The sequence below is a fragment of the Romboutsia sp. CE17 genome (assembly GCF_012317385.1).
Lineage (GTDB): Bacteria > Bacillota > Clostridia > Peptostreptococcales > Peptostreptococcaceae > Romboutsia_E.
Genome location: NZ_CP051144.1, coordinates 1,098,505 through 1,111,693, shown reverse-complemented (window position 1 = coordinate 1,111,693; position 13,189 = coordinate 1,098,505). Strand labels below are relative to the sequence as shown.

14 protein-coding genes and 1 riboswitch are annotated in these 13,189 nt (G+C 26.5%); of the genes, 3 read left to right on the top strand and 11 right to left on the bottom strand.

Features of this window, described 5'->3' with window-relative positions; genetic code table 11:
- Positions 1-84: 84 nt before the first annotated feature.
- The 4 genes from HF520_RS05290 to HF520_RS05275 all read right to left on the bottom strand — a co-directional run bounded on the left by HF520_RS05290 (position 85) and on the right by HF520_RS05275 (position 4,456).
- Positions 85-696 carry a cyclase family protein gene (locus HF520_RS05290; protein ID WP_168573031.1) on the bottom strand — a complete coding sequence of 204 codons (612 nt, stop codon included), beginning with the start codon at positions 694-696 and terminating at the stop codon, positions 85-87.
- Positions 697-886: 190 nt separating this feature from the next.
- Positions 887-1,147 (bottom strand): Mor transcription activator family protein, encoded by a 261-nt coding sequence (locus HF520_RS05285; RefSeq protein ID WP_168573030.1) that lies wholly within the window; start codon positions 1,145-1,147, stop codon positions 887-889.
- A 284-nt stretch (positions 1,148-1,431) separates the two neighbouring features.
- Positions 1,432-2,694 (bottom strand): McrC family protein, encoded by a 1,263-nt coding sequence (locus HF520_RS05280; RefSeq protein ID WP_168573029.1) that lies wholly within the window; start codon positions 2,692-2,694, stop codon positions 1,432-1,434.
- A 4-nt stretch (positions 2,695-2,698) separates the two neighbouring features.
- Positions 2,699-4,456 (bottom strand): McrB family protein, encoded by a 1,758-nt coding sequence (locus tag HF520_RS05275; RefSeq protein WP_243155206.1) that lies wholly within the window; start codon positions 4,454-4,456, stop codon positions 2,699-2,701.
- Between the two features lie 409 nt (positions 4,457-4,865).
- On the opposite strand from HF520_RS05275, the gene HF520_RS05270 reads away from it, so the two are divergent.
- Positions 4,866-5,912: an ATP-binding protein gene (locus HF520_RS05270; RefSeq protein ID WP_168573027.1), complete on the top strand. Its 1,047-nt coding sequence runs from the start codon at positions 4,866-4,868 to the stop codon at positions 5,910-5,912.
- Between the two features lie 1,044 nt (positions 5,913-6,956).
- Here HF520_RS05270 and HF520_RS05265 read toward each other — a convergent pair.
- Entirely contained in the window at positions 6,957-7,235 is a 279-nt protein-coding gene (locus tag HF520_RS05265; RefSeq protein ID WP_243155205.1) for a hypothetical protein, read from the bottom strand.
- 242 nt (positions 7,236-7,477) lie between these two features.
- On the opposite strand from HF520_RS05265, the gene HF520_RS05260 reads away from it, so the two are divergent.
- Positions 7,478-7,627, top strand: a complete 150-nt coding sequence (locus HF520_RS05260) for a YvrJ family protein (protein ID WP_330586310.1) — start codon at positions 7,478-7,480, stop codon at positions 7,625-7,627.
- A 99-nt stretch (positions 7,628-7,726) separates the two neighbouring features.
- Here the strand turns inward: HF520_RS05260 and HF520_RS05255 are convergent, their stop codons facing one another.
- The 6 genes from HF520_RS05255 to thiD form a co-directional block, all read right to left on the bottom strand.
- Positions 7,727-8,197: a GNAT family N-acetyltransferase gene (locus HF520_RS05255; protein ID WP_168573026.1), complete on the bottom strand. Its 471-nt coding sequence runs from the start codon at positions 8,195-8,197 to the stop codon at positions 7,727-7,729.
- Positions 8,198-8,443: 246 nt separating this feature from the next.
- The gene (thiE, locus tag HF520_RS05250) at positions 8,444-9,076 is read right to left on the bottom strand and encodes a thiamine phosphate synthase (protein WP_168573025.1); all 633 of its coding nucleotides are present in this window, start codon (positions 9,074-9,076) and stop codon (positions 8,444-8,446) included.
- Positions 9,066-9,701 (bottom strand): energy-coupled thiamine transporter ThiT, encoded by a 636-nt coding sequence (gene thiT, locus HF520_RS05245; RefSeq protein ID WP_168573024.1) that lies wholly within the window; start codon positions 9,699-9,701, stop codon positions 9,066-9,068. Before thiT ends, thiE begins: the two co-directional genes overlap by 11 nt.
- Positions 9,701-10,363: a thiaminase II gene (tenA, locus tag HF520_RS05240; protein WP_168573023.1), complete on the bottom strand. Its 663-nt coding sequence runs from the start codon at positions 10,361-10,363 to the stop codon at positions 9,701-9,703. Before tenA ends, thiT begins: the two co-directional genes overlap by 1 nt.
- Positions 10,364-10,373: 10 nt before the next feature.
- Positions 10,374-11,183 carry a hydroxyethylthiazole kinase gene (gene thiM / locus HF520_RS05235; RefSeq protein ID WP_243155204.1) on the bottom strand — a complete coding sequence of 270 codons (810 nt, stop codon included), beginning with the start codon at positions 11,181-11,183 and terminating at the stop codon, positions 10,374-10,376.
- 16 nt (positions 11,184-11,199) lie between these two features.
- Positions 11,200-12,009, bottom strand: a complete 810-nt coding sequence (gene thiD, locus HF520_RS05230; protein WP_168573022.1) for a bifunctional hydroxymethylpyrimidine kinase/phosphomethylpyrimidine kinase — start codon at positions 12,007-12,009, stop codon at positions 11,200-11,202.
- Between the two features lie 115 nt (positions 12,010-12,124).
- A riboswitch (TPP riboswitch) is annotated at positions 12,125-12,220 on the bottom strand.
- Positions 12,221-12,442: 222 nt separating this feature from the next.
- On the opposite strand from thiD, the gene HF520_RS05225 reads away from it, so the two are divergent.
- Positions 12,443-13,105 (top strand): N-acetylmuramoyl-L-alanine amidase, encoded by a 663-nt coding sequence (locus HF520_RS05225; RefSeq protein ID WP_168573021.1) that lies wholly within the window; start codon positions 12,443-12,445, stop codon positions 13,103-13,105.
- The last annotated feature ends 84 nt before the right edge of the window (positions 13,106-13,189 follow it).

The window sequence follows — 13,189 nt, the reverse complement described above, 5'->3', positions numbered from 1 at the left end:
TAGATGCAATTAGATTACTCCATGATATACTTACCATTGGCTTATACTCCATTTTATATCTCCCTAATTTTTACTAATTAATTTTTAAAATTCTACTAGTACCCTAGCTGGAAGAGCATCTATCCCCTCGACTTTTATAGGTAAGCAATATACTTTAAAATTTTCATCAGGTATACTTTTTAAGTTGCATAAGTTTTCTATACCATAGATTTTATTTTTTGCTAAGTACTCATCTATAATACCGTGGTTTCGTCTCAAACCTAAACCTAAAGTATCTATTCCTATCATATTAACTTTTTTATCCACTAGATATTCAATTACTTCCATAGAAATTTCAGGATGGTTGCTATATTTTTCATCATCATCTATATATTCATCCCAGTTAGTTTGAAAGAATACATATACTCCCTCTTTAATACGAGAAATATCTAAATCACTTAATTCAATAGGTCTATCTGTTATATTAGAAACATCAAACTTTATACCTTCTGATATAAGTCTATTATTTTCTATTTCTACATCTGCTCCCATTACATCTATATGAGTTCCCATGTTATGAACATCACAAGAAAAGTTTATTGTAGTATATTCACTTCCACTTCTAGAATATCTCTTTACGCTCTCTACTTCTAATGGCTTTGAACCTGCTCTATATACTTTTCCAATCTGAGTTGTTTGTGTTATATCTACTATCATATAAACTCACCTTTCTAATATTTAGTTAAGCTATATTTTACCACTAATACTTATAAAGTTAAATTAGCTATATAGCAATTGTCAATTAAATTTTAGCAAATATAGAATGTACACTAAAATAGAGTAATATGTAAATATTACTCTTTGTTTTATTACTTCTAAGTTAAAATGTAGCCTTCAAACACATTACCTATACATCTTTTAAATTAACAATATTTCTAACCTGAACCTCACTAATCCCAAACTTCCTAGAAATAACCTTATAATCTCCATTAAATTCTTCTCTAATCTTTTTATTCCTATAAGACTTAACAAGACTACTCTCATTAGGAATATATAAATTACTACCTCCAGCAAGTCTTACCAAACCTTTAAAAGCATCAATACCTATAGTATCGACAATATCCATAACTCCATCAGGTAGATCCTCTTTAGTTAATTGTTCCAACATAAAAAATCCCCCCATAAAATATTAATTTACTTATATTGTATCTCTATTTTTATATCTATGAATAAATAAATTATTTATTTTTGTACTATAGATGACCTTAACTTCATTATTTATATGGTTAATTAAAGTTTCATTAGCTATTTCAGTAAAAAACCCTACGTCTGATTTTGATACGTAGGGTTTTATACTTTATCATATTCACTATCTATTTTTATAATTTATTTGTTATCTATATTGTATAGTACTAAATTTAAGCACTAATATATACTTATATAGCATGGCTCTTAAATATTATTTTCTACAATAGACTTCAGAGTATTTATAGCTTTCTCTTCCTCATCAAGACTTACAGCATACACCCTTATCTTTTTATCTTCATTTTCATCTAAATACCAAGACTCTAAATACTCATAACTTTCATCACCTATACTAGGATATAATAAAATAGCACTTTTAGACTCTTTATATCTAGTTAAATAAGCATACATCTGATAAAAATCATCTCTTTTCACACCATGTCTATTTGAGTTTTTATCAATCTTTTTCCACTTAGTATCTATAATTAACTTTTCCTTACCATCAATCTCTATAACAATATCTGGTTTAAGTGAAAATATATCTCTATCAGTTTTTTCATTTTTCAATAACTTATACTTATTATGTTGAGAATGAACACTATATTTACTTAAATTTAATCTAAGTAAATTAGTTATATATTTTTCATATACATCATTCATCTCAAACAATATAGCAAATGATTTATCATCTCCTTTATTTCCAACAGATGAAAATCCATTTAAGATCATCTTAGCTAATAATAAACTTGGCTCGAATCTAGAATTTAGCCTATTAAACTTATAATCTAATATCTTTTTATTGTTTACGTCAATATATCCAACTTCAGAAAATACCACATTTATATGACTTAATATTTTTAAAGTTTCTGAATTTTTTATATTTCTAATAGTCTTTTTTATACAAGTATTAAATATTTGATTTAAGGTATTATTTATAGAAAACTCTTCAAATTTACAAAATACATCACTTCTACATCTAGATATATTTTTAATATGCTCTTTAACAAATACACTTCCTTTTAAAGCTTTACTATTTTCTTCTACATTAATATACTCTAAATACGGTCCTCTTACCAACTGATTATGAAGAGTTTTAGAAAATATTAATGCTAATATTTCTTCTAAATTCATTTTATATATACTAAGCATACCTAGATCTGAATAATTAAAATTTATTATTCCACTTTTATTAAGCATACTAAGTAAAGCTTCTCTACTACCTTCGTGGTCATTTCTATTTATATCAATCTTAGGTAATATCTCTATAGATACAGTTGATAACTTTATAAATCCAACGTAGTTTATAAAAAGTACACTATCTCTTGACCATATTATATTAGTTTTATCCAACTTTTTACTTTCTATATATCTATTAAGCTCATCAGCTTCTTTATATGTTATTGATGTAGTTGATTCTTCTTTTGTAATTTTAAGTTTATCATAACATTCATGAATAGTTATATGTCTCATAGAACTATTCCTCATTTGATAAGTTTATATTACTATCTAAAGTTTCATATTTTATTTCTTCATATATTCTTATAAACGCTTTTTTACTAGGCCTTTCTACCACACTATACTTAACTTGATCTGGATACATAGCCCCTTGATTACTTTTAAATAGACTACTTGCTTTAATAATTGATTTATTTAATAAGTAGTCGTTATCTCCATTCTTTCCACTTCCACCTAGTATCATATCTATTTTTTCAAAATCATCATAGAAATACTCTTGAAGTAAAGGAATAACTTTATTTTTTATAATTAATACAAGATCTTCAAAACTTAAATTTTCTTTTATAAAATATGCATGTCCTATTTTATGATCTCTATCAAGTAAAAACTCAATTCTATCATTTATAGTTTTTAGTAATTTAGATACATTTATCCCTTCTACATCTTTTGAAAGTAACTCTTCATTGGGCATGTACTCTATAAAGTCAAATCTTCTTCTAAGTGCCGTATCTAAAAGTGCAATAGACCTATCTGCTGTATTCATAGTTCCTATTATGTATAAATTGTTTGGTACTCCAAAAGATTCATTAGAATATGGAAGAGTTACCTTTAATTCATTTTTATCTCCTATTCTCTTATCTTCTTCTATAAGAGTTATAAGCTCTCCAAATATTTTAGATATATTTCCTCTATTTATTTCATCTATTATAAGTACATAGTTTTTAGTTTTATTTTCTAAAGGATTATATGATATAATCTCTTTTTGTGATTTAATAGATGCATTTTTACATAATTGTTTAAATATACCATCCTTTGGAGTAAATCCTCCACTACCATCACTTCTTAGACCTTCTACAAAATCTTCATATGAATATGATTGATGGAATGTACAAAATCCTATTAGTCCATCCTCTTTTATCCTATTAAATTCTTTTACTACTTCATCTCTTTTATTTGGGGCATTTATAATATCTTTATATTTGTCATAATCTATTATTTCTAAAGCTTTATTACAAACGTTATAAGTCTTACCTGTTCCAGGAGGACCATATAATATTACATTCTTAGGACCATTGTTATTTTTAGTTGTATCCATATCTATTCTATCCCCTTCTTGTACTGCTATTTCATAGTATTTCTTTAATATATTCATAGTATCCTTCATAGCAGTAAATATATATTTATCTCCATTATCCCTAACCACATCATAAGTAAAAGATTTACCTACACGTATTCTTTCATTTTCTCTATTCATAGATGTTTGGATATATTTTTTTATTTCAAATTTACTAAGTTCATTAAATAGCATTCCATCCTTGGTAACTCCAAAATACTCCATATCTTCTTTATCAAAATCAATTTCATCTAAAAATTTATTATGCCTTACATAATCCTCTTCACTAGAACCTTCGTCTCTTATCTCTACATATATCATGAATTTTACTTGTTCATATTTATTTTCTGCAACTACTGATATACTACTTGGTAGATGCTTTTTATCTTTATGTTTTATCTCTGCCCACAAGTAGTTTCTTACATATCTATTGCTTCCATCTAGCCACTTTGAAGATACTTTTTTCTTATAATTTTCATCCTCTAAATATGTACACATATCTTTGAATAAAGATAATGCATTTTGACCTTTAGATTTTAAATTTTCTAGTTTTGCTTTTTCTATTTTATTAGTCTCGTTTGCTGGATTTCTATACGGCTCATTTGAATATACTTTTAAAAACTCCAGTATTTCTATTAGTCTGTCTTGTTCAAGTTGCTTCACATTAATCTCCCCCAATCTTTCTCTATTGTTTATATTGTAATTATATGACAAATTTCGTTGCATTTAAATATATTACCTAATATAATACCCTACATCATAAAAAACGACGTAGGTATTATTTATCATATTAATATTTTAAATTAGTTTTATACTTTCTCTACAAATTCCCTATAAATACCTGTGATACCTCATACTCTAACTCCAATCTAACAATAATAAACTTCTCCCCTTAATATTCAATAGTATCACATTTACTAATACAAATATAATGGTCAAACTTACAATCAATCTCTTTCTGTCTTCGAATAAATAAGTATATCTATATATCGCTACTATTTGTAACAATTTATTTTTTTATGAATATCATTATAGTAATTAATATAAATTACTTATACTAGGAGGGATTATTTTGAATAGTACTAAAGTTATTGTACACAAAAAATTTTTAAAGAAGAATTTAACTCAAAATGAATCTTTTTCCAAGTCAATCAGTAGATTTATTGATAACTCATTAATAGCTAAGGAAAAATTTATATCAGCGCAAAATCCTTGCCTTATTACTATAAGTACTAAAGAAAATAAAATTACTATAAATGATAATAGTGGAGGCATAGATAGTAATAAAACTGAGAATGATATCTTCAAATTAGATATCAATAGTAATAAAAAGTCTGATGGAAATGGTATGAAATTATCTTTCTTTACTATAGGAAACAGAATCGACATATTTTCTAATAATAAGACTTCTTCCAGAATACTCTGGCTTGATCTAGATTCAAAAGATGAAGAATTAAAAGTTCACAGTGATGTTTGTGAATTTGATTTTAATAAACCAGAAGGTACAACTATTATTATTAGTAAACTAGAATCTAAATTTATAAAATTAATAGGAAAAAAAAATTTTGTAAATGATCTTATTAAAGAATTGGGCATTCGATATAGAATGTATATAGACAAAGGTTTGGCATCTATTGAAGTAAATGGAGTTCTGGTAGAAAGTGTTAATATTAATGGAAAGCTTTTAGTATCAAATAAACTGTTAAATAATTATAATGTAACATTATATAAAGGTTTAGATAAATCTTCATCTGGTATAGAAGTATTTATTAATAATCTCATGAGATATGATAAGGAAGAGGGCAAATCCCACTCTTCATGGAAGAAGCTAACTAGACATAAATATAGCTTTAAGAATTGTGTAGTAGTAGTTTCATGTGATGTCGATCAATCAAAATTTGAAAAAGATAAAGATAAATTGTTTACTGAAATCATAAGCTTAATCAAACAAAATAAAAAAAATTTTAAAAATAATACTGTTATTATCCAGTTTGAAATTCCAATAGTCCTTGCAGAAGTATTAATGGAACATTTTGAAGTTGATACTGCTAAAGATCTTGGTGTTAAAGGCATAAATTGCCTTTCTGAAATTTACAAAAATAATAAGGGTAATTTCTAGAAATATCTTAATTCAATAATTCATGTGAAAAGGAAGGTGTAAGTTATAAATATCCATAATTTTGTAAACAAAAATAATTTTAATACAAACTACTTTAATTATCCTGATGATAAATTTATACAAGTTTATATTGATCCAAATAAATATAATCAAATTAAAAGTAATTACAATTATCGTGATATTATTCTAAAGCAGCTTAATTCTTATTATATAACTCTATCCCAAAACGATAATAGTACCGTTATAAATTACTTATGGTGGCAACTACCTATTAACTCACCTAGTTATAATCGTAATGTTAATTTTAACTTAAATTACCTTCATAGATTTTCAATAAAAAATGAACATATACTCTCAGGTTTTAAAAATTTATCTATGATTTATTCAAATAGTAAAATTTTAATAATCTTGAAATCTATAAATAATTATCTTAATAACTACAACCGTACTATAGATGTCTCTTATATGCTTAGTGATCATAGTAATTTAGAACAAATTTTACAAGATAATGATATCGATTCTTATATTAAAATTTATGTTAATTCAACTAATAGTTCCTCTACTATGTGGATATATCTCATACATTTTTTATACTTACTGCTTTATTTACTAATATTAGAAGACATTCGATTTAATGCTACTCATCAACTAGGACACTCTTTATTACTTTACTATATCTTTGATTTTCTATTATTTGAGTCTGATCCATATAAATTCATAAAAGCTCATGATATATCCTTAAAAGATTTTATGAGTAAATAAGGTAGACTTGAGTTTCTAGTTTACCTTATTTACTCATAAAGCTTTTAAACTTGTATCTTAATTAATATTAGTTTTATCTTTATATACTAAAATTATTCCCCTTGATTGTACATAAAATTGTAAGTTTTCTACTTTCTCTTTGTATAAATAAAAAAAACCTACGTCTGGTTTTGATACGTAGGGTTTTATAATTTCTAAAGACACATCTATATAAATGTAAAGATATATTCTATTTTACTAATTATTTTGATGTTTTTTATTTACAACCATTAATGAAATATTTCAACTGTAATAAGTTGTACATGCCTCAATAAAATAATCTACTTTACTATTATCATTAATATATGCCTTTATACTATTTAAACTCAACTCATAGAGAGATATTGTATTTAATAATGTCGAGTAAGTTCTTTTTAGTTCTGTACTAGATTCCGTTGCATATAATGATGTTATATTTTTTGATCTCTCTTCTAATATAGATTCCAAAAATTTTATATCTTTATTTAGATTATCTATATTAAGAGGTTCATCTCCAACTATTTGCTTTATCATAATACTCATATTATTATCTACAAGTTCCATATCTTTTAAGTTTTTTTAATCTGCTTATTATCAGCAAAAGAGATACTTGTAAACATTAATAAAAAACATATAAATGATATAATACTTTTTTTATTCTTCCTATATATACATTACCTTTAATCAATATACCAATAAAATTTAAAAACTTGTAAGGACTATGCTTTAAAACTCCCCTTTTTAGCATAGTCTTTTTTATAAAATTATATAGAAAGGTTGAGTTTATGATGAATTCAGAGATTCAAATTCTTATAGCTTCTGTTGGCTTTCCTATTGCTCTTAGCATGTATTTGCTTGTTAGGATAGAAGGCAATCTTCAGGCTCTATCTGATAGTATTAATGAATTGCCTAAAAATATAATTAGTATGAAATAAGGGAGTCGGTAAATTAGACTCCCTTATTTTATTTATTGATTATGTTAGCTAAATTTGTGATAATAGTGTTCGTTTCAATAAAATATTGCTTTTAAATATCTATTTATTTAAACATTTCATAACATAGAATTCACCTTTACCAATATAAGTTTCTTGATGCTTAACTTCTACAATCTCAAAACCTTGAGATTTATAACAATTAACAGCTCTTATATTCCATGTTCGAACTTCTAATATTACAGGTTTATTTGGATATTTACTTTTACATTCATCTAATGCTAATTTTGTAATACTTTTTCCTATACCTTTATTGCAGTATTTAGGATTTACACCGATACCAAAAAATATATTACTACCCTCATCTAATAAGTTTGTAAATCCTATTAGCTCATTTTCTTCGTTTACAAATGATGTAAATTGCTCTCTCTTTACCTCGTCACATAATGAATACTGTTCTTTAATCATAGTATCCCAGTCAGGTAAATTATAAATCTCATACTCGCCTTCATATTTCCATTTTGATACTTGTATTGCTTGTTCTTCACTTAACTTCCCAACTTTTAATTTCATATTTCCCCCTTAAATTCACTCTATAAAATCCTTATTAATTATAATTTTATACAATCAATATTTGAATATCAATAAGATTGCTTAGTTATAGAAGATGCATATTCACGACTTTTAGATGCAAAAAGGCATATAAAAATACCAAGGTTAATACTGTATTGACCTTGGTATTTTTATATATAGCGTTAAATATTTTTCTTCTAATTATTAAGCTAATATTTAAAGATTTCATAAGTAAAATCATCATATTTAAATTCTTTCATACCACTTTTCAACTCTTTTACCTATGTTCTCTGCTCCTAAAATTCCTGATACTAAGGCATATCCATCTGGATTGAATTTCTTTAGCTCGTTTACATTATCTAGTGTTATACCACCTATTAATACAAAGGGTAAATTTACCTCTTTTATAATTTCTTCTAAAGTATTAAAAGAAACTAATTTTGCATCTGTTTTAGTTGAAGTTGAAAACATAGCTCCAATACCTAAGTAGTCTGCACCATTTTCTTTAGCAATTTTAGCTTCTTCAAGATTTCTAGCTGAAACTCCTATTATCTTATTTTCTCCCAGTAGTTTTCTAGCAGAAATTGCATCTATATCACTTTGTCCTATATGAACTCCATCTGCATCTACAATCATGGCAATATCTATTCTGTCATTAATTATAAATGTTACATTGTATTTTTTAGTAAGTTCTCTAAGCTTTATTGCTCTTTCTAAAAACTCTTTTCCACTTAAATTTTTCTCTCTAAGTTGTACCATAGTAACTCCACTTTTTATAGCATCTTCTATACATTTATAAAAGTCTCTATCTTTTAGTATAAGTGAGTCTGTAACTAAATATAGCTTGAGATTTTTTTTTAATTTCTCTTTATTTATCATAAGTTTCTCCTAGATTATATTTATTTGTAGTACTTATATTGGCCATCTTTTTTATTTTAGATAAAGGCATTGCAGTTAAAGCTATAGTACTAAGTAATCCTTCTAGGCCTGTTCCTGATAAGTTGTAAACTATTGAGTAAACAAGTGGATTCCATCCTTCCCATGCATATTCTGCAAAGTAAATACACCCAGAAAGTATGTGAGAAACTTGTTTTAAAAGTACTGCCAATAAGCATCCTATAAATATATTTTTCTTTTCTTTACAATTAAATAATCCGCTAAGCCCAAGCAACATAGTTGGTAATATATAATCTAGTAAAAATTGTGCCGGATGAATTATATATGCTGAACCCATTAAACCTAGTATTCCTGTAATTAGTCCACAAGTCATACCTGTAATAGGTCCATAAAGTAGTCCAACCATTAAAATTGGAAGTGATGACAATAACTCAACCCCTCCTCCTTGTGGATATTGAATTAATTTTATTTTAGATAACATCAAACTACATGCAGCAAATAAGGCTACAACTATCATTGTTTTTGTATCTAATTTAGATTTCTTTATGTTTAGTAGATAGTAAGCTATCGGTATTAAACATATAATTAACATTATTGTATTTATCATTATTTAATCTCCTCATATGCCATATCCCAAAATCTCATTTCATGAATGCTTGCTTTTATGAATATGTCTTTTAATTTTTCTTTTTTATTTTCATCAATATTTTTACATAGTTCATTTACAAAATCTATGCTACTTTTTGCAACCTGTTCATATTCTTTACACGAATAAGAATCTATCCAATTTTTATAAAAGTTTTCTTCTAAATTCTCTTTGTAAATTTCTTTTAGATTTTTACCTATATAGTAATAACTCCAAGCACATGGTAACACACTTACCATAGTATCTATTAAATCACCTGTTAGCGCTATGGATTTCATGTAGCTTGTATAATTTTCGTTAGCTTCTTTGATTTTGTAGTTTTCTAATTCTTCTATTTTTTCACCAAAGTTTTTTAGATACCAAATATGTGTGGCACTTTCATCTTCTAATATACCATTTATACTACTTTGGCAAAACTTCATTTGATTTATATTTTCACATTTTACTAATGCCATAGCATATACTTTTGCATACTCTTTTAGATAAAGATAATCCTGTATTAAATAGTTTTTAAATTTTTCCTTGCATAAAGTTCCATTTCCCATATCTTTTAAGAAGTCATGATCTAAATATGCTTCCCATATCGACTCTACACTTTCATATAAATAGTCCGTAATTAACATATACCTCTCCCTATAATGAATAATTTATATCTCTAACTTCAATCTTTGCATACTTTTCTAAAGTTTTCTTATCTAACAAAAATAAATTATCAAATAATAAAGTTTTATATGTTCCTATTGGTGGATTTTCTTTATCTGCAAGTTCACCACTTAAGCTCATTGCTAGTGTTCCCATAACTGCTGCATCAATTGTTTTATCAGTACATGGTAAGAAACTTCCAATTAAGCTTGTACTCATACATCCTGTCCCTGTTATGAATTTTAACTTCGCACTTCCATTTTGTATCTTATAAGTACTTTTACCATCACTTATTAAATCTGTTTTACCAGATGCAACTACTACACAATCTAACTTTCTTGCAACATATTCAACTATATGCGTAGAATCTCTTCCATCATCAAAAGAGTCTACACCTTTTCCATTTACATCTAGACCACCTAAAAATTGTATTTCTGATATATTACCTCTAATTACATCAAATTTTACTTCATTAAGTAGCTTATTAGTAAGCTCTGTTCTAGCTTTCGTTGCAAATACACCTACTGGGTCTAATATAACTGGCTTGTTATACTTATTTGCAGTCTTTCCTGCTAAAAGGAATAAATCTAAAAGTTCACTATTCATAGTTCCTATATTTATTACAACAGAGCTAGCTGCTTTTACTATATCATCAACTTCTTCATATGAAAAACTCATAAGTGGACTAGCTCCTATGGCTAAAGTTGTATTAGCACAATCTGTTATAGTTACATTATTTGTATAATGTAGTACTAATGGATTTATCTCCCTGACTTTTTCTATTAAATTAAATATTTCCATTATATAAATCTCCTCCCTATTTATCATTATTCTTATCTTCTCTATAAAAATGGTGTACCGGTCCAACACCTTTTCCTATATCAAAACTATATCTTATGGCTTCTGTAATATATTCTTTACTAAGTCTTACAGCTTCTTTTACATCATAACCTAAAGCTAAATGAGATGCTATTGCTGAAGATATAGTACAACCTGTTCCATGAGTATTTTTTCTATTTACTCTTTCTCCTTCAAATATCTCAAATATATCTTTTCCCATAAGTAAATCTATACAATCTCCATTTAGGTGTCCACCCTTCATAAGCACATACTTTGGACCTAAATTTAATATTAGTTGACCTGCCTTTTTCATATCTTCAACAGTATGTATCTTCATATTTGTTATTTCTTCTGCTTCTGGAAGATTTGGTGTTACTATGTATGCCTTAGGTATAAGATATTTTTTTAAATTTTCCATTGCCTCTGGTTTTAGTAGTGCATAACCACTCTTTGAAATCATAACTGGGTCAACTACTAAATATTCACAAGGATATTCCTCTAAAGTATCTACTATATCTTTTATAATTTCTGGAGAAGAAACCATTCCAACTTTTATAGCCTTTGGCGGTATATCTTCACAAACTACTCTTATTTGTGATTTTATTATGTTAGAACTTAATTCCTCCACATCAAATACACCTTCAGTATTTTGAGCAGTTATGGCTGTTATAACACTCATACCATAAGTTCCTATTGCTGAAAAAGTTTTTAGATCTGCTTGAATACCAGCTCCACCTGATGAATCAGATCCAGCAATTGTTAATGTGGGTATTTTATAGTTTTTCATATCTCATACTCCTTTTGATTAATTAGATAAATAAAAAAAGCTATACCTGATATAGGCATAGCTTCCAAATCTCCAATTATTATAATCACCTTTTTGATTTAATAGATTATTATATTAATATTTATTGTTGCTTTCCTACGCTGGTACTAACCAGATCAGGTAATAAGGGTCGGTTGCAACCTCTCAGCCAATGGCACCCCTAGCACTAATTATTTACTTTTAATTTAATTATAGTATATTTTTCTATTGTGTCAATTATTAATTCTATAAAGTTATCATAATAATTTGTCATAATACATATATTTTGTGCTGTTTTATGATAAAAATTTTTACTTATATATTGAAATTCCTAAATATATTTCTAAAATCATTTAAGATACTTTTTTATAAAAAATATATAAAATTATAAGAAAAACATAAGGGAGGTAACACAATGAAATGGTACTTAGACTTTGGGCATGGAGGAAAAGACCCAGGAGCTGTCGGACAAAAGCAAACTAAAGAAAGTGAAATAGTTCTAAAAATAGGACTTGAGGTAAAAAACACTCTAGAACAAGCTCTTGAAAAAGTAATAACCACAAGAGAGGATGACAAATACTATTCCCTAGACTATCGAAGTACAAAAGCAAATAAAAATAACTGCGACTACTTTATAAGCATTCATATGAACTCATCAACTAATAAAACTGCAAAAGGATGTGAAGTATGGGTATACGATAAAACTAGTAAACTATACAACCTAGCTAATAATCTATCCACTAATATCTCAAATAAAATAAATACACCTAATCGTGGAATAAAAATATCAAAAGAATTTTCAGTTCTTAGAAAAACTACAATGCCTGCTCTATTAATAGAAATAGACTTTATATCAAACCCTTTGGTAGAAAATAATCTAAAATCACCTAAATATATAAAAGATATAGCAGATACAATATCATCTACCCTACTATCATTTGTAAATAAGTCCATAACTAATGATGATATTTTTTATAGGGTTTGTATAGGAGCTTTCAATGATAAAAACAATGCAATTAAACTAAAAAATAAAGCTATATCCAAAGGATTCAAAGACACATATATAACTACAAAATAAAATATAAACTTTTTTAAATAAAATTTTTCATAAAGTATTTTAATATAGCCTAAAAAGTAAACCTCCTATACTAATATCAAGAAA